Source organism: Vibrio sp. V01_P9A10T6 (assembly GCF_963877065.1).
Classification (GTDB): Bacteria; Pseudomonadota; Gammaproteobacteria; order Enterobacterales; family Vibrionaceae; genus Vibrio; species Vibrio anguillarum.
The window spans coordinates 17,594-39,729 of record NZ_CAWNTB010000222.1 but is presented as its reverse complement, the minus strand read 5'-3'; the positions used below and the strand labels follow the sequence as shown (position 1 = coordinate 39,729).

General features: G+C 44.0%; 19 protein-coding genes. 13 read left to right on the top strand and 6 right to left on the bottom strand.

Annotated elements, in window-relative coordinates; translation table 11 throughout:
- Positions 1-114 precede the first annotated feature (114 nt).
- A complete protein-coding gene (gene prfC, locus AACQ21_RS17330) occupies positions 115-1,704 on the top strand; it encodes a peptide chain release factor 3 (RefSeq protein ID WP_026028084.1) in 1,590 nt (529 codons plus the stop codon).
- A 101-nt stretch (positions 1,705-1,805) separates the two neighbouring features.
- Here prfC and srmB read toward each other — a convergent pair whose 3' ends face one another.
- The gene (gene srmB / locus AACQ21_RS17325; protein ID WP_013857603.1) at positions 1,806-3,041 is read right to left on the bottom strand and encodes an ATP-dependent RNA helicase SrmB; all 1,236 of its coding nucleotides are present in this window, start codon (positions 3,039-3,041) and stop codon (positions 1,806-1,808) included.
- Positions 3,042-3,133: 92 nt separating this feature from the next.
- Positions 3,134-3,856: a tRNA1(Val) (adenine(37)-N6)-methyltransferase gene (locus AACQ21_RS17320; RefSeq protein WP_013857602.1), complete on the bottom strand. Its 723-nt coding sequence runs from the start codon at positions 3,854-3,856 to the stop codon at positions 3,134-3,136.
- A 308-nt stretch (positions 3,857-4,164) separates the two neighbouring features.
- Here AACQ21_RS17320 and brnQ point away from each other — a divergent pair, with 308 nt between their 5' ends.
- The 5 genes from brnQ to AACQ21_RS17295 all read left to right on the top strand — a co-directional run bounded on the left by brnQ (position 4,165) and on the right by AACQ21_RS17295 (position 10,661).
- Positions 4,165-5,478 carry a branched-chain amino acid transport system II carrier protein gene (brnQ, locus tag AACQ21_RS17315; protein WP_013857601.1) on the top strand — a complete coding sequence of 438 codons (1,314 nt, stop codon included), beginning with the start codon at positions 4,165-4,167 and terminating at the stop codon, positions 5,476-5,478.
- A 170-nt stretch (positions 5,479-5,648) separates the two neighbouring features.
- Positions 5,649-6,747, top strand: a protein-coding gene (gene prfB, locus AACQ21_RS17310) for a peptide chain release factor 2 (RefSeq protein WP_096000859.1) whose coding sequence is annotated in 2 segments (ribosomal slippage) — positions 5,649-5,723 and positions 5,725-6,747 — 1,098 coding nt in all. Because the reading frame shifts where the segments join, the coding sequence is not laid out codon by codon here.
- Positions 6,748-6,780: 33 nt separating this feature from the next.
- The gene (gene lysS, locus AACQ21_RS17305) at positions 6,781-8,313 is read left to right on the top strand and encodes a lysine--tRNA ligase (RefSeq protein WP_088731814.1); all 1,533 of its coding nucleotides are present in this window, start codon (positions 6,781-6,783) and stop codon (positions 8,311-8,313) included.
- Positions 8,314-8,575: 262 nt separating this feature from the next.
- Positions 8,576-9,910 carry a cyclic-di-GMP-binding transcriptional regulator VpsR gene (gene vpsR / locus AACQ21_RS17300; protein ID WP_017043264.1) on the top strand — a complete coding sequence of 445 codons (1,335 nt, stop codon included), beginning with the start codon at positions 8,576-8,578 and terminating at the stop codon, positions 9,908-9,910.
- 499 nt (positions 9,911-10,409) lie between these two features.
- Complete coding sequence (locus tag AACQ21_RS17295) at positions 10,410-10,661, top strand: hypothetical protein (RefSeq protein WP_105976602.1); 252 nt, start codon at positions 10,410-10,412, stop codon at positions 10,659-10,661.
- Between the two features lie 37 nt (positions 10,662-10,698).
- Here the strand turns inward: AACQ21_RS17295 and AACQ21_RS17290 are convergent, their stop codons facing one another.
- Both AACQ21_RS17290 and mutH read right to left on the bottom strand, forming a co-directional pair.
- Positions 10,699-11,733, bottom strand: coding sequence for an NADP(H)-dependent aldo-keto reductase (locus AACQ21_RS17290; protein WP_013857595.1), 1,035 nt, complete (start codon positions 11,731-11,733; stop codon positions 10,699-10,701).
- A 133-nt stretch (positions 11,734-11,866) separates the two neighbouring features.
- Positions 11,867-12,532: a DNA mismatch repair endonuclease MutH gene (gene mutH, locus AACQ21_RS17285; RefSeq protein ID WP_026028083.1), complete on the bottom strand. Its 666-nt coding sequence runs from the start codon at positions 12,530-12,532 to the stop codon at positions 11,867-11,869.
- A gap of 604 nt (positions 12,533-13,136) precedes the next feature.
- Here mutH and rppH point away from each other — a divergent pair.
- From rppH to AACQ21_RS17260, 5 genes are read left to right on the top strand one after another with little or no spacing between them, the layout of a single operon-like run.
- Positions 13,137-13,655 carry an RNA pyrophosphohydrolase gene (gene rppH / locus AACQ21_RS17280; RefSeq protein ID WP_010319133.1) on the top strand — a complete coding sequence of 173 codons (519 nt, stop codon included), beginning with the start codon at positions 13,137-13,139 and terminating at the stop codon, positions 13,653-13,655.
- A gap of 2 nt (positions 13,656-13,657) precedes the next feature.
- Positions 13,658-15,904, top strand: coding sequence for a phosphoenolpyruvate--protein phosphotransferase (gene ptsP / locus AACQ21_RS17275; protein ID WP_088720923.1), 2,247 nt, complete (start codon positions 13,658-13,660; stop codon positions 15,902-15,904).
- 8 nt (positions 15,905-15,912) lie between these two features.
- Positions 15,913-16,704 (top strand): sulfite exporter TauE/SafE family protein, encoded by a 792-nt coding sequence (locus tag AACQ21_RS17270; protein ID WP_094164870.1) that lies wholly within the window; start codon positions 15,913-15,915, stop codon positions 16,702-16,704.
- A 43-nt stretch (positions 16,705-16,747) separates the two neighbouring features.
- Positions 16,748-17,551 (top strand): prolipoprotein diacylglyceryl transferase, encoded by an 804-nt coding sequence (gene lgt / locus AACQ21_RS17265; RefSeq protein WP_013857591.1) that lies wholly within the window; start codon positions 16,748-16,750, stop codon positions 17,549-17,551.
- 15 nt (positions 17,552-17,566) lie between these two features.
- Entirely contained in the window at positions 17,567-18,418 is an 852-nt protein-coding gene (locus tag AACQ21_RS17260) for a thymidylate synthase (RefSeq protein WP_017043268.1), read from the top strand.
- Positions 18,419-18,520: 102 nt separating this feature from the next.
- Here the strand turns inward: AACQ21_RS17260 and AACQ21_RS17255 are convergent, their stop codons facing one another.
- Positions 18,521-19,666 (bottom strand): Na/Pi symporter, encoded by a 1,146-nt coding sequence (locus tag AACQ21_RS17255; protein ID WP_105976601.1) that lies wholly within the window; start codon positions 19,664-19,666, stop codon positions 18,521-18,523.
- A gap of 371 nt (positions 19,667-20,037) precedes the next feature.
- Between AACQ21_RS17255 and nhaR the strand changes: the two genes are divergently transcribed.
- Complete coding sequence (nhaR, locus tag AACQ21_RS17250) at positions 20,038-20,928, top strand: transcriptional activator NhaR (RefSeq protein WP_026027442.1); 891 nt, start codon at positions 20,038-20,040, stop codon at positions 20,926-20,928.
- A 273-nt stretch (positions 20,929-21,201) separates the two neighbouring features.
- On the top strand, positions 21,202-21,495 hold the full coding sequence (locus tag AACQ21_RS17245; protein WP_026028082.1) for an ArsR/SmtB family transcription factor: 294 nt from the start codon (positions 21,202-21,204) through the stop codon (positions 21,493-21,495).
- Between the two features lie 152 nt (positions 21,496-21,647).
- Here AACQ21_RS17245 and rpsT read toward each other — a convergent pair whose 3' ends face one another.
- On the bottom strand, positions 21,648-21,908 hold the full coding sequence (gene rpsT / locus AACQ21_RS17240; RefSeq protein ID WP_026027444.1) for a 30S ribosomal protein S20: 261 nt from the start codon (positions 21,906-21,908) through the stop codon (positions 21,648-21,650).
- Positions 21,909-22,136 lie beyond the last annotated feature (228 nt).

The following is a 22,136-nucleotide window of genomic DNA, read 5'->3' as shown; positions in this document are numbered from 1 at the left end:
AGTTGCTCCCAGATCAAATATAGGGGAGAATACCGCGCAAATTTGAATCGAACTGCTGATCAGCGTAAGCGCTTCGGCTCTCCCTTATATCAGCATATTGAGAAGACCTGTTTCATGTCAAATACTCCTTTTTTGAGTGAAGTTTCTAAACGTAGAACCTTCGCTATTATTTCGCACCCGGATGCGGGTAAAACCACCATTACTGAAAAAGTTCTGCTATTCGGGAATGCCATTCAAAAAGCGGGAACGGTAAAAGGGCGCGGCTCTAACCAGCATGCTAAATCAGATTGGATGGAAATGGAAAAAGAGCGTGGTATTTCGGTCACGACCTCTGTGATGCAATTTCCTTACAATCATTGTTTGGTTAACTTGCTCGATACTCCAGGGCACGAAGACTTCTCGGAAGATACTTACCGCACATTGACGGCGGTTGACTCGTGCTTAATGGTGATTGATGCAGCAAAAGGTGTTGAAGATCGTACTCGTAAGCTGATGGAAGTGACTCGCTTACGTGATACACCGATTGTAACCTTCATGAACAAATTGGACCGTGAGATCCGCGACCCAATGGAATTGCTTGATGAAGTGGAGAATGAGCTGAAGATTGCCTGCGCCCCGATTTCATGGCCAGTGGGTTGTGGTAAAGAGTTTAAAGGCGTGTACCACATTCACCGTGATGAGACAATTCTGTACGCGACCGGCCAAGGCCACACTATTCAAGAAGAGCGAATTGTTAAGGGCCTCAACAACCCTGATCTGGATAAGGCCGTGGGTGATGACCTTGCCGCTCAGCTGCGTGATGAGCTTGAATTGGTATTGGGTGCTTCTCATGAATTTGATCAAGAGCTGTTTTTAAAAGGTGAGTTGACCCCTGTTTTCTTCGGAACGGCATTAGGTAACTTTGGTGTGGACCATATGCTGCATGGTTTAACTGAGTGGGCTCCGGCGCCGATGCCACGTCAAGCTAATGAGCGTATTGTTGAAGCCACGGAAGAGAAATTCTCAGGCTTTGTGTTTAAAATCCAAGCGAACATGGATCCTAAACACCGCGATCGTATTGCGTTTATGCGTATTGTGTCGGGTACTTATACCCAAGGCATGAAAATGAACCATGTGCGTATTGGTAAGCAAGTGAGTATTTCTGATGCGGTTACCTTTATGGCGGGCGATCGCTCTCGTGCTGAAAATGCTTATGCTGGCGATATTATCGGTTTGCATAACCATGGAACGATTCAGATTGGTGATACCTTTACTCAAGGTGAATCGTTGAAATTCTCAGGTATTCCTAACTTTGCTCCTGAGCTGTTCCGTCGTATTCGCTTGCGCGATCCACTGAAGCAGAAGCAACTGCTTAAAGGTTTAGTGCAGTTGTCGGAAGAGGGAGCGGTTCAAGTCTTCCGCCCACTACAAAATAACGATTTGATTGTGGGTGCAGTGGGTGTGCTGCAGTTTGATGTGGTGGTGTCTCGTTTAAAATCTGAATACAACGTCGAGGCGATTTACGAAGGTGTTAACGTTGCAACAGCACGTTGGATTGAGTGCGCAGATGATAAAAAATTCGAAGAGTTTAAGCGCAAAAACCAAAGTAACATCGCACTGGATGGTGGGGATAACCTGACTTACATCGCGCCGACTATGGTCAATTTGAATCTGGCCAAAGAGCGTTTTCCTGAAGTGGAGTTCCGTGCCACACGCGAACATTAAAACTTGGTGATTTTGAAGAGAGTGACACTCTCTTCAAACGTTAAAGATAAAAAATGCCGATATTTCAGTATCGGCATTTTTTTATAGGTGGTATTGGAACACTATTTTTTCTTTTTGTTCGCTTTCTTCTTCTTCGAAACCACTTTGACTTTTTTGTCATCGGTTTTCTTTTTCTTTTTGAATACCGGCTTTTTGTGCTGCGGGCGCATATCTTTAATGAAGCGCTCTTTGATCTCCTCGTCGACATAACGCGCGACGCGGTCCATCATCACTTGATCATGGGCTTCAACCAAAGAGATCGCATTGCCTTTTTTTCCAGCACGAGCCGTACGACCTATGCGGTGTAAGTACACATCCGCTGAGCGTGGCATATCAAAGTTGATCACGTGACTTACGTCAGGTAAGTCAATACCGCGAGCGGCCACGTCGGTTGCCAGTAGTACGTTGACTGCGCCTTCACGGAATCGCGTAATGGCGTTATTGCGACGATCTTGTGGCATTTCGCCTTGAATCCAAGCACAAGGAATTTGCGCTTTTTCTAGCTCTGTACGCAAATCAGCTAAGCGCTCACGAGTTTTGATAAACACGATAGAACGTTCGGCTTGCTCGGTGAGGATTTTCTTCAATAGCTCAACTTTGTGCACCATGGTATCGGCGCGGTGATACCATTGAGTGATTTTTTTGCGTTCACGACGAGAAGGATCGGCATTGATTGTTGCTGGTTCTTTTAAGAGATCGGCAGTAAAACCTTCCACACCATGACCTTCCAGTGTTGCAGAGAAGAGCAAGGTCTGTTTACGCCAGCGACATTCCGCAGCGAGACGATCGACGATTGGGCCAAAGCCCATGTCCAGCATGCGGTCAGCTTCATCCAAAATAAGCCATTCAATCGCACGACAATCAAAACGCTCGCCTTCAATGTATTCCATCAAGCGACCAGGCGTTGCCACCACAATATCTTGCGTTTTGGCTAAGATGTCGGCGTGCTCTTGATATTGTACGCCGCCAGTGATGGTGACGATATTGAGGCGAGTATTCTTCGCCAGTTCACGAGCTTGATCCGCCACTTGCATCGCCAATTCACGAGTTGGGGTCAGAATCAAGACGCGTGCAGGGCCGGCTCGCTTGCGCGGAAAATCTAAAAGATATTGTAGCGCGGGTAAAACAAATGCAGCGGTTTTACCGGTTCCCGTCGGCGCAGAGGCAAGAATATCTCGACCATCTAGGGCTTGTGGGATCGCTTCAGCTTGAACTTGGGTGGGACGTTCAAAGCCCATATCTTCAATGGCCGCAATGATGCAAGGGTCAAGATCGAGGTCAGCAAAGGTTTTGATCACAGTGAGTACTCCACAAGCCGTTAGGCTTATTTGGCTATAAAATTAAGGTCGAACATTATAGGGGGATTGGTGATTAGGATCACATGTTATTTCTACATCTTGAGATAAAAATCTTGAGTTAGGGCGATAAAGGCTTCGCTATAACCGCTTGATGAGTGAATGACCAATGATGAATCAATCACAGAAGCCGAGGCTAAACTTAGTTCAATCAATAGCCGATGAGCGGGTTTGTGTGCTACGGGTTGTACAGTGCAGCGCCGCTTAAGCTGCCAGCCGAGTGTGAGTGCTTGCTCGATAAATTGTTCCCCTTCATACACGGGCAAAATAAAACAAGCTTGCCCCTCATCGTTGAGAAGACTTTTTGCTCTGACTAATAAAGCGTGATGAGCAAGTTGATTGGTGTGCCTAGCAGTAGCTCGCTGGGGATCATGAGACAGTTCACCACTGTTGAAATAGGGTGGGTTACAAATAATTGCATCAAAGGACGGCGTAAAAGAGGTGTCTAAAATATCACCTTGTAAAACCTGTATGCGTTGCCCCCATGAAGAAGCATTACTGTTGTATTGGGCCGCTTCAAAGGCAAAGGCATCGATATCGACGGCCGTAATTTGTGCATCGCTAAAACGTTGCGCGCACATTAATGCTAATAACCCGGTACCAGTGCCAATATCGAGAATGGTTTTGGGATGGTGCGTGAAAGCCCACGCGCCTAATAGAACCCCATCGGTACTGACAGGCATTCCCGCTTGTCCACCGTCAATGGAAAATTGTTTAAATTTGAAACGCTTATTTTTGGGCGTGTGACTTTTCATCATTATTTCAAAATATAGCTCTAATTAAGTGATAACCACTATTGTTATCTATTTGTTCGGATTATTCTTCTATCTGTTATGAGAGTGTATGAGAAAATGATCAACACATCATTCTTTCTATTTTTTAACATTTAGAGTTTTAAACTGGTTTTTCACCGATATTATAAATTAATGTAGCGTTTTTTGCTTTGCCCTTGCGAAGTCTTGAGTGTTTCGTCATTATTCGCCCTTAATTTTTAGATTTAGATGCGGTTTCAACCTCATCAACAATGCATACACAACATTTATCAAATAATAATTAAGGGTTATCTGTGAAGCAGACGTTAAAACTAACAGATATTATCGCGGTCGGCTTTATGCTTTTCGCGTTTTTCTTGGGTGCTGGTAACATCATCTTTCCGCCAATCGCTGGCCAACTTGCTGGAGAGCATTTACTACCAGCCATGACTGGCTTCCTTATTACCGCTGTCGGTTTACCATTGATGACGATTATTGCGATTGCTGTCGCGGGTGGTTCTTGGGAGCATTTAACCAAAGATTTGCCTAAACAAGCTGCAACTATCATGGCAGTGATGATCTTTATCATCATTGGTCCTGCCTTTGCAGCACCGCGTACCGGCCTTGTGGCGTATGAAATGGCAGTGAAACCATTTTTCATTGATGCGCAACAATCGCATTTGACACTATTTTCGATTCTCTTTTTTGTGATTGCGATGTTTTTTGCCTGGTCTCAAGGTCGGCTAATTGACATCATTGGTAAAGTGCTAACTCCTGCTCTATTTGTTGGATTAATTATTTTAGCCGTTGCGGTTTTTGTTGACCCGCAAGGTGAGATGGTGACTGCACAAGGCGAATACCTGACTCAGCCGTTGACGAAAGGTTTCCTTGAAGGCTACAACACCATGGATACGTTTGGCGCACTGATGTTTGGGATGTTAATTGTCGATGCACTGCGTAGCAAAGGCATTACTGAGCGCGCGGCAACCACAAAGTATTTAATCAGCGCGGCGTGTATTGCGGCGGTTGGTTTAGCTTTTGTCTATATTTCACTGTTTTATCTTGGTGCGACAAGCTCTGTGGTCGCTTTTGGTGCAGAAAATGGCGGTGCGGTGCTTAGCCAATATGTGCAAGCGCTGTTTGGCCCTTATGGGCAGATCGTGCTTTCTGTCATCGTGCTACTAGCCTGCCTAACCACGGCAATTGGTTTGATTTCAGCATGTTCAGATTACTTTTGCACATTGACTCCAATTGCGTATAAATCTTGGGTGATCATTATTGGTGTTGCTTGCGCTATCGTGGCAAACGTTGGTTTATCACAATTGATCACGCTTTCTATCCCCGCACTGTATGCGCTTTATCCAGTCGCGATTGCCTTGATTATGTTGACCTTCTTGAGAGGGAAACTACCAAACCCAGCAGTGGCATACCGTGTAGTGCTACTTGTCTCTTTTCTTTTTGCGTTGATCGACGCGGCAAAAGTGGCTGGCGTTGATGTGTCTGCGTTCAATATGCTGCCACTGTTTGAGGTCGGCATGGGGTGGTTGCTTCCGACACTTGCTGCGATGATTTGCATGTTCTTTATTGCAACTACCGTTCAACAAAGTGTGGTTAAAGAAGCGGCATAATCGCGTTTTTACCCGTAAGCATTAAAGAGGCTGAACACGATTGTTCAGCCTCTTTTTTTAGGCGTGCGCCAGCTTTTATTCCAAGAGATCAAACGAATTTTTCCTGTATCTTCGTCACATTTTTAAGTAGAATTCTTCGGTTAAATTCTACTCATAAATGTTGAGCAAACATGTTTGAAATCAATCCTATTAAAAACCGTCTTCAGGATGTGTCAGAGCGCACAAATATCCTGAGGGGGTATCTTTGACTACGACGCTAAGAAAGAGCGTTTAGAAGAAGTGAATGCAGAACTCGAGCAACCCAACGTCTGGAACGAACCTGAGCGTGCACAAGCGCTAGGTAAAGAACGCGCTTCGCTCGAAGCCATTGTCGATACCATTGATCAGTTAGATCAAGGTGTGGATGATGTGGAAGGGCTACTGGAACTGGCTATTGAAGCAGAAGACCAAGAAACCTTCGATGAAATTGGCCCTGAACTGGATGAGCTGGAAACTAAGCTTGAACAGCTTGAGTTTCGCCGTATGTTCTCTGGCGATCACGATTCTTCAGATTGCTATATTGATCTGCAGTCTGGTTCGGGCGGCACCGAGGCTCAAGACTGGACATCAATCCTGCTACGCATGTATTTACGTTGGGCAGAAGCGAAAGGCTTTAAGACTGAAGTGATTGAAGTGTCTGAAGGTGATGTTGCTGGCCTAAAAGGCGCAACCGTGCGAATTATCGGTGATTACGCTTATGGCTGGTTACGCACCGAAACTGGCGTACACCGCTTGGTTCGTAAATCCCCATTTGATTCGAGTGGCCGCCGCCATACCTCTTTTGCCTCTGCGTTTATCTATCCTGAGATTGATGAAAATATTGCTATCGACATCAACCCAGCCGATCTTCGTATCGATGTTTATCGCGCTTCGGGAGCGGGTGGTCAGCACGTTAACACCACCGAATCGGCGGTGCGTATTACGCACATTCCAACCAATACCGTTGTTCAATGCCAAAACGATCGTTCGCAGCATAAAAACAAAGACCAAGCGATGAAACAATTGCGTGCAAAACTGTTTGAACTTGAGTTACAAAAGCAGAATGCAGAAAAGCAAGCCAATGAAGATGCGAAATCTGACATTGGCTGGGGAAGCCAAATCCGATCTTATGTATTGGATGACTCCCGAATCAAAGACTTACGCACTGGCGTTGAAAACCGCAATACCCAAGCGGTATTAGATGGTGATTTAGACAAATTTATTGAAGCAAGCCTGAAATCAGGCCTTTAATGCTTTTTTACCGACATATAAGGTACATGTAAAATGACTGATGCTGTTCAAAACGAAATGAATCAAGAGCAAATTGCGCAAGAAGAGAACAAACTCATCGCAGAGCGTCGCAGCAAGCTGGATCACATCCGTAAGAGCTGTAAAGCGAATGGCCACCCAAATGACTTTCGTCGTGACAGCCTTGCGGGCGATCTTCAACAGCAATTCGGTGAAAAGAGCAAAGAAGAGTTAGAAGCCTTAAACCATGTTGTGGCGATTGCGGGTCGTATCATGGCGAAACGTGGCCCTTTCCTTGTTATTCAAGAAACCTCTGGTCGTATTCAAGCTTATGCTTCAAAAGAGGTTCAAACTGAGCTGAAGGAAAAATACCAAGGTCTAGACATTGGTGACATCATCGGCGTGAAAGGTGCGTTGCACAAATCTGGCAAAGGCGATCTCTACGTTAATATGGAAGAGTACGAATTGCTGACAAAGGCACTTCGTCCATTACCAGAGAAGTTCCACGGTTTGACTGACCAAGAGATGCGCTACCGCCAACGTTATGTGGATTTGATTGTTAATGAAAGTTCACGTAATGCGTTCATTGTTCGCTCTAAAGTAATGACTGCAATTCGTAACTTCATGATCTCAAAACAGTTCATGGAAGTAGAAACGCCAATGATGCATGTGATCCCTGGCGGTGCTAGTGCGCGTCCATTCATCACTCATCACAATGCGCTCGACATGCCAATGTACTTGCGTATCGCACCTGAGCTTTACCTTAAGCGTTTAGTTGTGGGTGGCTTTGATCGCGTGTTTGAAATCAACCGTAACTTCCGTAACGAAGGTCTTTCTCCTCGCCATAACCCTGAATTTACTATGATGGAATTCTATATGGCGTACGCAGATTACAATGATCTGATGGACTTTACTGAGGAGTTATTGAGTTCAGTTGCACTTGAAGTTTTGGGTTCAACGTCAATGCCTTATGGTGATGAAACGGTAGAATTTGGTGGTCAATATGCTCGCATGAGTATGTTTGAAGCCATCAAACACTACAACCCAGAGCACGCTCAAATCCAAGCGTTAACTGAACAGGATCTGCAAAACCGTGAGCTCATGGTATCTATCGCGAAATCGGTTCATGTAGACGTTGAACCTTTCTGGACTTGCGGCCAACTGCTTGAAGAGATCTTCGGTGAAACGGCCGAACCTAAGTTGATGCAACCGACCTTCATCACTGGATACCCTGCGGATATTTCACCATTGGCGCGTCGTAGCGATAACAACCCATTCTTCACCGACCGTTTTGAGTTCTTCATCGGTGGTCGTGAAGTCGCCAATGGCTTCTCTGAGCTTAATGATGCTCAAGATCAAGACGAGCGCTTCTTAGCGCAAGTGAATGCCAAAGATGCTGGCGACGATGAAGCTATGTTCTACGATGCTGATTATGTTGTTGCGTTAGAGCACGGTCTCCCACCAACGGCGGGTCAAGGCATTGGTATTGACCGTTTGGTGATGTTACTCACCAACACCCATACGATTCGTGACGTTATCCTATTCCCTGCGATGCGCCCACAGCAGTAATTGCTACTTTCGTTCCGATAAACCGCCTAAATAGGCGGTTTTTTTTTGCATTAGTTTGAAAAATTTTGTTCACTAGCGTGGACTAACAGACAACAATTTCGAAAGGATTATGAAATAGTTCCCTATATTAAATGGCAAAGCGCTTATTTGTTGTCTAGTCTTATGATTGAGACAGACTACAGCGCCAAGTCTCGTTAATGTAACAGCCGTTTAATGTGCCAAAAGTAGCACTGCATATAAATTTAAAGATAAGGAATAATAGATGGGCACTCAATTCCGAATGGATTCTGTCCCTGGTTCGCTTGTCGTCGTTGGTGGGACATACGAGCCTTGGTTATCTGTACTTGAACAGGTTGGTTGGCGTTGTACACAATGCGCAGATTTACGTAAAGCGGATGCCTTGTTTGCAGAAACAGGCCCATGCATTGGTATTGTTGATTTGAGCCATGATGAATTCAGCCTCAATGGCATTGCCAATTTGGTCAGCAACCATAAACAAGTACGTTGGTTGGCGTTCATTCGCGAATCACAGTTGAGCTCGGATACGATTTGCCAATTCATTGTTAACTTTTGTATCGACTTTTTTACGGCGCCGATTCCCGATGCGCAGCTACTGAGCACCATTGGACACCAACTTGGAATGCTTAAGTTAGAGAAAAAAGTATGGCCACATTATGGAGCAACAGGGGATATTGGTTTAATTGGTGAGTCCACTCCCATGAAGCGCTTGCGTGATCAGATCAAACGCATCGGCCCTACAGATGTCAGTATCCTCATTTATGGGGAAAATGGAACGGGCAAAGAGACGGTCGCGAGAGCGGTACACAAAACCTCGTCTCGCGCACAAAAACCTTTTATTTCAGTGAATTGCCGAGCTTTATCGGAGAGCCGCTTTGAATGTGAGCTGTTCGGTATTGGTTGTGAAGACTCATCTCAAACTTCATTATTGGAGCGGGCTGATGGTGGGACGATCCTACTCAAAGATATTCTCACGCTACCTAAAAGCCAACAAGCGAACCTCTTGCGTTTCCTGCAAGAAGGAACGATAGAAACTTCAATGGGTGTCAAAGAGGTGGATGTGCGTATTTTAGCCGCCAACTCTTCCGATATTGAAAAAGCGCTGATTGATGGCAATTTTAACGAAGAGCTGTACCACTATATCAACGTATTGCGTATTAATGTCCCGAGCTTAAAAGAGCGGGCGGGTGATATTGCTTTACTGGCACGACACTTCTTGCAGGAGTATTCAAAAGAGTTTAACGCGCAGGCGCGCAGTTTTACTGAAGAAGCGGCGCGCTCATTGGCTCGTTATCACTGGCCGGGTAACGTTCGTGAGCTGATGAATCAGATCAAACGTGTGGTGCTGATGTCCGATTCAGTCATGTTGGATGAATTGCAACTCGACTTACCAAAACGCAGTGATGGTAAGCGCAGCCTAAAAAGCATTCGTGAGCGTTCAGAGCGAGATGCGCTATTACTGGTTCTAGAATCCAACTCAGGGCAAGTATCAATGGCCGCCAAAGAGCTAGGTGTATCTAGAGCTACTATGTATCGCTTGCTTAATAAGCATAACTTAATCACTGAAAATACCTATTAACTTGATGATTATTCAAGTAAAAATGGCCACATTTAATCCATGTGGCCATTTTTTATAATCATATCTTTTGCGAATAAGTTATTCTCTAGCTGAATGTGTCACTTATTTGCTGTCATCGGCTTTCATTTTAGGTTAATGCATTGTTTTTTAATTGTTTGAAAATTAAGAGTTGAATAATCACCTCAGTTGCATAGAATTTAACCGTGAGCCGTGCTCACACACTCATTTCACTTTGGATTAACTATTTGCTTGGAGGCGCAACATGAATCATTTCGTTTTTGTTCATACTGTTCGCGTTTCTATCGATCTTACTGCGCCTAAATCGTCTCTTACTACAGACGCCTGTCGTATGTTTGATGATAAAAAAGGCACCGATTTTTAGTTAATCCGTAACCTTGAGATAGGCTGCGGAAAATGGCAGCTTATCAAAGTGTTGATCCACCTTGTTTGCCCCCATTTTTCCAGCCGTCAACGTTTAGTTTACTACTGGAGAATACTCATGCGTCATTCAATTTATTTACAACTTGCTACTTTACTGGTCCGTGCTGATTTACGCCGTGAAGAGCGTCAATGGCAACGAAATGTTCGCCGTCATGCTTTTGATCTGCCTTTTAATAGCCAACACTTGCTTAAAGATATTGGCTTAGAAAGTGATGGACGCGCTATTGGCGTTTCAGTCCCTGACTCAACTAAAGCTGAACGTCATATTCGTCATCTTCGCCGTGTGTTAAGTATGCGAATAACAACGTAAAACGAGGGGCTAGTGGCTTCGCTAGCCCCGAAGATATCTACGGACAAGGGTTGGAGTAAGTCGTCCCAATCTCTTGAATTTTAAGAAGCAATTCATTACTGAGTACGACATCTAAACTATCGATATTTGTTTTCAACTGCTCTAGGTTTGTCGCGCCAATGATATTGGATGCGACAAACGGACGTTGATTGACAAACGCCAATGCCATCTGTGCTGGATCAAGGCCATACTGGTTAGCAAGCTCAACATAAGCGTGAGTGGCTTGTACACCTTGCGCCGTAAAATAGCGAGAAAAGCGTTCAAATAGGCTGCACCGAGCACCGTCAGGTCTTGCGCCATTTAAATATTTACCACTCAAGCAACCAAACGCCAGTGGCGAGTAAGCCAGCAGTTGGACACCTTCGAAGTGGCTAATCTCAGATAAGCCAATTTCAAAGCTGCGATTCAGTAAATTATAAGGGTTTTGGATAGAGACAATTCTTGCTAGATCGTGTTTTTCTGCCAATTTTAGCAACGTCATTACGCCCCACGGGGTATCATTTGACACACCGATGTAACGCACTTTTCCAGCCTTGACGAGATCATTAAGCGCTTCGAGCGTTTCGATTAAAGTGACTTCTTCTTGCTGATCAGGATAAGGGTAGTTAAGTTGGCCGAACATGTTCGTTTGGCGTTGAGGCCAATGTAATTGATACAAATCGACATAGTCTGTTTTTAAGCGTCTTAAACTATCATCAATCGCTAAATGAATGTTGCGTCTATCGAGTGACATCTTTTCGCGGATGTGAGGCACGTTACGCGGGCCTGCCACTTTAGTCGCTAACACCACTTTTTCACGTTTACCTGATTTTTCTAACCAGTTGCCAATATAGCTTTCGGTCAGACCTTGGGTTTTACCGTTGGGGGGAACTGGGTACATTTCCGCAGTATCGATGAAATTCACACCTTGGTCTAAGGCGTAATCGAGCTGCTCAAAGGCTTGTTGTTGGCTATTTTGTTCACCAAAAGTCATGGTACCTAAGCAGATCTTGCTCACTTCCAGTGTGGAATGAGGCAGTTTGGTGTATTGCATATTCCTTCCTTGATGCTCTCGCTGGTGGAGTGTGTGACGTTTTTACTATAAGCGAAGATGGCAGTGAAACGGAAACGAATTGTGCTGTGAAAGATCAAACGGTTACGTTTTTCATGAGCAATAACGAGCACTTTTAAATAAAGTGTTGCTCAAGAATGCTCGCGGTAAATTGAGTTCGAAGATAAAAGCCTCGTGGCAGGGTTTTGATAGGTTTACCATTAGCACCGTAGGCTTCGGTTAATGCTCGCCCGTTTGCCGCTTTTGGCCTGAGCTGTAATACTTCACCGTGCTTAGCGGTGATCTGCTCAACTTTGCCAAGAACGATGAACTCCATCAGTTCTTCCCAATCATTTTTTAGCTGCTGTTCTTGTGCAGGAGAAGGGCTCCATAGCAATGGCGAGCCGACATGGCGCTGGGCTAGGGGGATCTCTCGCTCACCCTCTATTGGGATCCACAGTACTCGAGAGAGTTTATTTCGCACGTGGCTTTGCTCCCATGTTAAACCATGAACACCGGTGAGTGGGGCCACACACACAAACGTTGTTTCGAGCGGTTTTCCAGTGTAACTGATTGGAATACTTTTGAGCTCGATACCTAATTGCTCGAAATCTTGCTGAGGTTTGCTGCCTGCTGTTGCACCCAAATGCCACTCTAATAGCTGACCGACCCATCCTTTATCTTTTTTTAAGTCAGGGGGTACGGTCATCTTGGCTTCTTCGGCCAGTTGACTAAAGCTTAAGCCTGCAATGTCTTGGGCTCTAAGCATTAATTCATGTTCAGTTTTAGGTGCAGGTTTCATGATACTTTGAATGATAAAAACGCGATTGTAGCAAATTCTTATACACAATGTGCTGTCGTTTCTTTTGCTTAAAAGATCATCGCAATCCAAGTTATCCACAGGTTGATCGGAAAAATATTCCATTTTTGTTTATCTGTATGCATTTACAGGGTTTTGCTTGAGAGAGTGGGCCTCTTAATCAGTAAATCTTATTTCTACTAGAGTGGGGGTGTGGATAACGAGCTAATTGGTGGATCTTTGAGCATGTTGTGAAAGGATCAATTTTTTGTTAATCGCAACATAATTTTAATAATGGAAAATCCAATTAATTAATTGTTTTTTATGTATTTAATTTATTATTATCTTTTTTTTATTGGCCCGTATTTTTTTGCTTTTTGGGGAAGTAAGTCGCTATCTAGAGATTCTTCACATAGTTACTCACAGAAAAGGTGAATAAATGTGGCTGGTGTCGCATTATTTTGTTGATAACTTTAAATTTGATGAAAAGTTATCCAATTAATGATTAGGAACACATAAATCTCGTGTTAATCACACTAGTAAGTTTGCTCCTATTGGGGATATGTGGAAAAATCAAAGCAATTAAGATTTTACTAGAGGTTGGCCAGTGATCGATGGCGATGGTTACCGACTCAATGTTGGTATTGTGATTTGTAACAACCATGGTCAGGTATTCTGGGCGAAACGATACGGACAACACTCTTGGCAGTTTCCACAAGGTGGAATTGACGACGATGAAACTCCTGAACAAGCGATGTTTAGAGAGCTTTACGAAGAGGTTGGGCTTACAAAGAAAGATGTGAAAATCATAGCAACAAGCCGTCATTGGTTAAGATATAAATTACCAAAACGGCTCGTTCGTTGGGATTCTCAACCTGTCTGTATTGGGCAAAAACAGAAATGGTTTCTTCTGCGCTTAGAGTGTGATGAATCAAGAATCAACATGCAGCGCGGCAGTACCCCTGAATTTGATGGTTGGCGTTGGGTCAGTTATTGGTATCCAGTGAGGCAAGTAGTCTCTTTCAAGCGAGATGTTTATCGTCGCGCGATGAAAGAGTTTGCATCATTCGCGATGCCATTTAAAGAACGTAATAACAAAGGTAAGCGCAAAAATAAAAGAGGATAGACATGCTCTCTCAGCTAAGGGAAATAGTTGAACAAGTATCCAAGGTAGAAGATGTACACCAAGCCTTGGATATTTTGGTTAAGCAAACGTGCAATGCGATGAGTACCGAGTGTTGCACTGTCTATCTTGCTAACGAAGAAAAACATCGTCTAGAACTGATGGCAACGCAAGGCTTAAAGTTCAAAGGCGACAAAATCCACATCGGTTTTGACGAAGGTTTAGTGGGCTTAGTGAAACGTTCAGCTGAGCCAATCAACATTGCTGAAGCGTCGAAACATCCTAATTTTAAATACTTCAAACAGCTTGGCGAAGAGGTGTATCAAAGCTTTCTTGGTACGCCGATTATTCATCGCAAGCGAGTATTGGGTGTCTTGGTCGTGCAGCAAAAAACACCTCGCTTATTTAGTGAGATGGAAGAGTCTTTTATTGTCACTCTGGCGGCGCAAGTGGCCGTGATTATTGCTCATGCTCAAACACAAGGGCAGTGGCTGCTTTCGAAAAAGCAGTTATCCACCAGTGGCATTGCTGCGTCATCTGGCATCGCGATTGGTGAGTTTTGGTGGGATGACACCCAGCCTCAACTGTCTGATGTTTACCCCGCCTCAACGCTCGATATTGAACGAGAACAAGAGTGGCTAGTGCTGGCGGTAGAAAGCGCCTTGAACGATTTTCGTCGTTTAAGAAAAAAACTCGATAGTGATATTAATAAAGATGCGTTAGCCATCTTCGATCTCTTTACTCATCTACTCAATGATCCGATGCTACGCAACGATCTGAAAAGCCAAATCCAAAAAGGCGATCGTGCAGATTGGGCATTACGGCAGGTTGTGGAGAGTTATTCCAACCGTTTTGCGAAGATGTCAGATGTTTACTTACGTGAGCGTGCACAGGATATTCGTGAGCTAGGTCAGCGACTGCTATTTTTTTTGCACAACACTGAGCATGATCAGCAGCAACTTGATAAACCGATTATTTTGGTGGTACGCGAACTTACTGCTTCAATTCTCGCCGCTATTCCTAAAGATAAATTACTGGCGGTGGTCTCTTTAGAAGGGGCTGCCAATTCCCACGCAGCAATATTGTCACGGGCGCTGGGCATTCCCGCAGTGATGGGGATTTCACTTAATCTCAAGGAGATCAACGGTAAGAAGGGCATTGTCGATGGTTATAGCGGCAAGGTTTTTATCTCACCAAATAGACAAATTCTGGCGGAATATCGCGCTTTAGCTTATGAAGAAAGCGAACTTTCTCAAATGGTTAATGAAACCATTGCAGAAGCTCCTTTTACGCAAGATGGCACACGTATTGAAGTGATGCTCAATGCTGGATTAAGTGCGGATACCAACATCGCAATTAACCAAGGGGTTGATGGTGTCGGGCTGTATCGAACCGAAATTTCCTTTTTGCTGCAACATCGCTTTCCATCAGAAGAAGAACAAGTGCAGCAGTATCGCAGCGTTTTGAACGCTTATCCTGATAAACGGGTGGTGATGAGAACGTTAGACATTGGTGGCGATAAAGCACTGCCTTATCTACCCATTGAAGAAGACAATCCCTTTCTTGGCTGGCGAGGCATTCGTTTTACGCTCGATCATCCCGATATCTTTTTGATTCAACTGCGGGCGATGATGCGTGCCAGCGGCGATAACCAAAATCTCAGCATTTTATTGCCAATGATTTCAGGAACGAAAGAGTTGGACGACGCAATGCGGTTGATTGAGCAAGCGTATCGAGAAGTTTCTAGCGTTGATGATCGGATCATAATGCCCAAGATTGGCATTATGATTGAAGTACCATCGATGATTTATCTTCTACCATTGATTGCGAGCAAAGTGGACTTTGTTTCGGTTGGAACCAACGATTTAACCCAATATTTGTTGGCCGTTGATCGGAACAATGCACATGTTGCTGATGTCTATGACTCCATGCATCCAGCGGTGGTAATGGCGCTTAAACAGATTTTAGAGACTTGCCAGTCTCATCGTATACCTGTTTGTGTGTGTGGTGAGTTGGCCGGAGACCCTATCGGTTCACTGTTATTAATTGGTTTGGGTTATCGCATGCTAAGTATGAATACCTCCAACGTAGCCAAGGTCAAATATTTAGTGAGGCACTCTCAATTAGGACAGTTACGGCAACTTGCTGACAAAGCGTTGATGCAACCTTACGGCAACGACATTTATAATATGATGCACTCATACTTTGAAGATAAAGGCTTTGCTGGCTTTATCCGCGCAGGCAAAAAATAGGAACCAATGTGAATTTTGAGTTGATGGTGTTGCTGGTGTTATTGGGCTCAGTCGTTGGTTTTATGGCTGGTTTGCTGGGCATTGGTGGTGGTTTAATTGTGGTTCCGGCGTTGCTTCTTTTGCTTCCCAAGGCAGGTATTTCCCCCGAACTTAGTATGCATTTAGCGTTAGCGACATCGCTAGCGACCATCATTGTTACTTCGGCTTCTTCGGCATTAAATCACCTTAAATTGGGTAATGTGGATATGTTTGTCGTCAAGTGGCTCATGCCCGGTGTTATCGTCGGTGGGTTTGTTGGCTCAATGATCGCAGACGTGATCCCGACTCAATATCTACCGAAAGTATTTGGCGTGATTGTTTTTTGCTTGGCGATTCAAATGTTTTTATCGATAAAAGCGCAAATACAAAGAACGATGCCCGGTGCGTGGGTGACCATGCTATGTGGCAGTGGTATTGGTATTGTCTCTAGTTTAGCGGGAATTGGTGGCGGTTCGCTCTCCGTTCCTTTTTTGAATCGTCATGGCGTTGAAATGCGTAAAGCCGTCGGTTCTTCTTCTGTCTGTGGGTGTGTGATCGCAATCTCTGGCATGATTGGTTTTATTTTGCACGGTTATCAAGTGGAGAATTTACCACCTTACAGCATTGGCTATGTCTATTTACCTGCGTTAGTCGCCATTGCTTCGACCTCAATTCTCACTACTCGATTAGGAGCGCGTTACGCGACTCAGTTACCGACGGCGGTATTGAAAAAAATATTCTCCGTTTTTCTGATGGTTATAGCGGCAACTATGCTGTTTTAATCACTTATTATCTTCACCTCATTTTTAGTAAGAGAACACGTTTATGTCTCAGGGTTTTATACAGTTCCCAAATATTGATCCCGTGCTGATTGCGATTGGCCCTATATCCATTCGCTGGTACGGCTTAATGTATTTAGTTGGTTTTGTTTTTGCGATGTGGCTTGCCAATCGAAGAGCGGACAAACCAAATAGTGGCTGGACTCGTGAGCAAGTCTCGGATTTGCTGTTTGCTGGATTTTTAGGGGTGGTCATTGGTGGTCGTGTCGGTTATGTGTTGTTTTACAATTTTGATCTGTTTCTCCAAGACCCGCTCTATCTCTTTAAAGTGTGGACAGGCGGGATGTCTTTCCATGGTGGTCTACTTGGCGTGATCAGCGCAATGTTTTGGTATGCACGGAAAAATAACCGAACGTTTTTTGGTGTCGCCGATTTTGTGGCTCCTTTGGTTCCATTTGGTTTAGGCATGGGACGATTAGGCAACTTCATGAACAGTGAATTGTGGGGGCGAGTAACCGATGTTCCATGGGCGATCATTTTTCCAAACGGCGGGCCTTTGCCTCGCCATCCATCACAGCTTTATGAGTTTTTCTTAGAAGGGATTGTGCTGTTTATTATATTGAACCTGTTTATCCGCAAAAATCGGCCAATTGGTTCAGTCTCAGGGCTATTTTTGATAGGCTACGGAACATTCCGTTTCCTTGTCGAATATGTTCGTGAACCTGATGCACAATTAGGATTGTTCGCTGGATTTATCTCCATGGGGCAAATCCTGTCGCTACCGATGATCATTGTCGGTGCACTGATGATGGTATGGGCGTACAAGGTTAACCATAAAGTGACTCAATAGTGTTAAGGATAGTTTGTGAAACAGTATCTTGAACTTTGTCAGCGAATTGTTGATGAGGGCGTTTGGATCGAAAATGAACGTACAGCCAAACGCTGCCTAACGGTGGTTAACGCTGATCTCACCTATGATGTAGGTCAGAATCAATTCCCGTTAGTGACAACGCGTAAAAGCTTCTGGAAAGCCGCAGTTGCTGAGCTACTTGGTTATATTCGTGGCTACGATAATGCAGCCGATTTTCGCGCTTTAGGAACCAAAACGTGGGATGCGAATGCGAATTTAAATGCAGCTTGGCTTAACAATCCATACCGTAAAGGTGAAGATGATATGGGCCGCGTGTACGGCGTTCAAGGACGTGCGTGGGCCAAGGCGGATGGTGGGCAGATTGATCAACTGCGTAAGATTGTTGATGATCTTTCACGTGGCGTTGATGATAGAGGCGAAATCCTAAACTTTTACAACCCAGGTGAGTTTCATATGGGTTGCTTGCGCCCCTGCATGTACAGTCATCACTTTTCGTTGTTGGGCGATACTTTGTATCTCAATAGTACGCAACGCTCGTGTGATGTCCCGCTTGGCTTGAATTTTAATATGGTTCAGGTCTACGTGTTCCTCGCAATTATGGCGCAAATTACCGGCAAAAAAGCCGGCGTGGCCTACCATAAGATCGTCAATGCGCATATCTATGAAGACCAACTGGCGTTGATGAAAGATGTACAACTTAAGCGTGAACCGCTCCCTATGGCGAAGTTTCATATTAACCCGAAAATTAAAACGCTAGAAGATCTTGAAACTTGGGTTACCTTGGATGATTTCTGGATTGAAGGCTACCAATGCCATGATGCCATCCAGTACCCGTTTTCGGTTTAGTTGCTCTCTCGCATTATGAAAAAGTACTGTTTTCTAGTTGTAAAAAATCCCCGAAGCGTTGCTCGGGGATTTTTTTGATCTATTGTGTGGTTTGTTCGTTACTTAAGCCGTTAGTGCCAGTATACCGCCAGGCATAATGATAAAGACCGATAGTAAATAACCCGCAACGACCGCTTTATTCTTTGTTGCCATCTCAGCAATCATTTCTGCGCCTTTGATTGGCAGTTCGCGTAAAAATGGAACCCCATAGATTAGTAGCGTAGCGAGTAAATTAAACGTTAAGTGAACTAAGGCAATTTGCAAGGCAAAAACCGCAAACTCTCCAGAAACCGCAGTAGCAGCGAGTAGGGCGGTAATACAAGTACCAATATTAGCACCTAGAGTGAATGGGTAAATATCGCGTACTTTTAAGACTCCAGATCCGACAAGTGGAACCATTAGGCTAGTCGTCGTTGAGGAAGATTGGACTAATATCGTTACAATGGAGCCTGAAGCAATACCGTGCAGTGGTCCACGACCAATTGCATTTTTTAGTAACTCCTTCGCACGGCCGACCATCAAACTTTTCATTAGTTTACCCATGGCTGTTATCGCGATAAATATGGTAAATATTCCAAGTGAGATTAGAGCGATACCACCAATGGTGTCTCCAAAAATAGAGAGCTGAGATTTTAATCCACTGACAACAGGTTTTGTGAGTGGTCCGATAAAATCAAGCCCTTTCATGCTCATGTCACCGGTAGAAAGTAGCGGTGAAACAAGCCAATGGGAAATTTTCTCTAAAATACCAAACATCATCTCTAACGGTAGGAAAATCAGTACCGCCAAAAGATTAAAGAAGTCGTGAATTGTTGCACTTGCAAAAGCGCGTTTAAATTCGACTTGGCAACGAACGTGTCCAAGGCTAACAAGCGTGTTGGTTACTGTGGTGCCAATATTGGCACCCATGACCATTGGGATCGCCATTTCAACAGGTAATCCGCCAGCCACAAGACCGACAATGATAGAGGTTACGGTGCTTGAAGATTGAATCAATGCTGTGGCGACTAACCCTATCATCAACCCCGCTATTGGGTGTGAGGCAAACTCAAACAGTACCTTAGCTTGATCACCTGTCGCCCATTTAAATCCACTACCTACCATCGCCACTGCAAGTAGCAGTAGGTAGAGCATGAATGCCAAGTTCGCCCAACGCAGCCAACGAGTGGTACTCGCAATGGGTGCAGCAGTAGTTGTCGCTTGGTTCATTTTCTTTTCTCCATTGACCTTTTGAGTGTTGTTCGGTCTGTTGTTGAATCTGAGCGAGATAGTAGAGAATAATTATTTCATTTATATGACAGTGGGTTTCTCATTGATAACTCTGATAAAAACAAGTTTCACGGTGACTTTTAATTCTTTATTTATTGAATTTTCATGATGTTATGCGATTTTAACAACGTGGAGGAGGAGGGCGAGGGACGCTAGTTTTAGATATTTTATGACGAAGTTGTCATTTTTGAACTCTAACTGCTCGGTATTAAGATTAGCTAACGTTCTTAAGTTCGGTTTTTTCGAGTTAATTGCTCATTTGGCTTGGGTTTGTTATAAACAACGACCAGATAAAATGGAGTGTCCCTATCATGTTTCACCTCAACTACAATCATCTTTACTACTTCTGGATGGTATGCAAGCAGGGATCGGTCACTAAAGCTGCAGAAGCACTCTTCTTGACTCCGCAAACCGTCACTGGGCAAATTAAGGCTTTTGAAGAGCGCATGGATGGTAAACTTACTAAGCGTAATGGCCGTAGCATTGAACCGACAGAACTTGGACAACTGGTTTTTAAATATGCTGACCGGATGTTCGGCTTAAGTTATGAGATGCTCGATATTGTCAATTATAGTCAGCGCTCTAACCTGCTGTTTGATGTAGGAGTGGCGGATGCCCTCTCTAAACGGCTTGTCAGTAAAATACTGATGACGACGGTCCCGGCCGATAGCAGTATCCACTTGCGTTGTTTTGAATCGACCCATGAAATGTTGTTAGAGCAACTTTCACAACACAAGTTGGATATGATCCTCTCTGATTATCCCGTCGATTCCAGCCAAAGCCCGGGCCTGTTCAGTAAAAAACTGGGTGAGAGTCACATGAGTTTTTTTTGTTCAGGCAAGGTTGAAAATGTCTCTTTTCCCGCCATTTTAGAGCAGAGAAAGTTGTTGATACCGGGAAGCCGAACCGCGATGGGGCGGAATCTATTGCAATGGTTTGACCGTCAAGGCCTGAAGCCGAATATTCTGGGGGAGTTTGATGATGCGGCACTGATGAAAGCTTTTGCGCGTTATCATCATGATGCAATTTTTTTAGCGCCCTCAATCTATGTGACTGAAGTTGGTGATGATCTTCCTTTGCAACTGATCGGTCAGATTGATGATTTAAAAGAAGAGTACTACGTCATTTTTGCTGAGAGGATGATCCAACATCCGGCAGTGAAAAATGTTTGCGATGCAGATTTTAATAATTTGTTTGTATGATGCTTTCACTACTAACGATAAATAGATTACTATCTCATTATCTAGCAATATTATTAATTATCGCTTGCCAAGTAATACTAATCTAAACTGGTTATACGCCTTCTGATGCTGTTATTGACGCTCTATTGAATGGTTGCAGTCATAAACGGTATAACAATTAAACTACGTAGAAAAGGTACTAACCTTACTTATAAACTCATAACCTGTTGGGTTAAGGAAGATGCAAACTTGTGATGTGTTTGATGTAAGAAGTTGTTCCAAGGGAGCTTATTCATGAACCTACAAGAAATGGAAAAAAATTCCGCTAAAGCAGTGGTGTTGTTAAAGGCTATGGCTAACGAAAGACGCCTACAAATATTGTGTTTATTACACAATCAAGAACTGTCGGTTGGTGAGCTATGTGGGAAATTAGAATTGAGTCAATCGGCACTTTCGCAGCATCTTGCTTGGTTAAGAAGAGATGGGTTAGTGGATACAAGAAAAGAAGCTCAGACGGTTTACTACACACTCAGCAGCCATGAGATCAAGGCGATGATTGAGTTGTTACACGGTTTATACTGCCGCTAGTGTTTTGAAAAATACACAATCCGAAATTATGTTTTAGTAACATAGTTCGGATTTTTTTATATTGAAATTAGAGTAAATACTTTACTTGGCGCTGCAGATATAAAAAAACCGGCCTTAGCCGGTTTTTATTTTCGCGTGGAACCAAGTCTAAATTATAGAGCTTTGATTGCTGCAGCGAAACGAGACTTATGGCGAGCAGCTTTGTTCTTGTGAACAAGACCTTTAGTCGACATACGGTCAAGGATTGGTGTAACTGCAGCAAATGCAGCAGTTGCAGCTTCTTTATCGCCAGCTGCGATAGCTGCGATGGTTTTCTTCATGTAAGTGCGCATCATAGAACGACGGCTAGCATTATGCTGACGACGTTTCTCAGCTTGGATAGCGCGCTTCTTAGCAGATTTACTATTTGCCAAGGGTCTAACTCCCAAAAACTTAGTTCGGTGACAATTTAAGGGCGGGGAATATCCCTTATTTGCTCTCAATTGTCAAATGATTTGTGCAAAAACCGTTCTAGGCCAAACAAATTTTGGTATAGGAAGGTCATCGCGGTTAAGATGCGGGGATTCTAACAGTATTTTTTTTCCAATGCTAATACTTATCTGATCTCGCACTGACATTCCTTATGTGTTGCTGTGGATAAT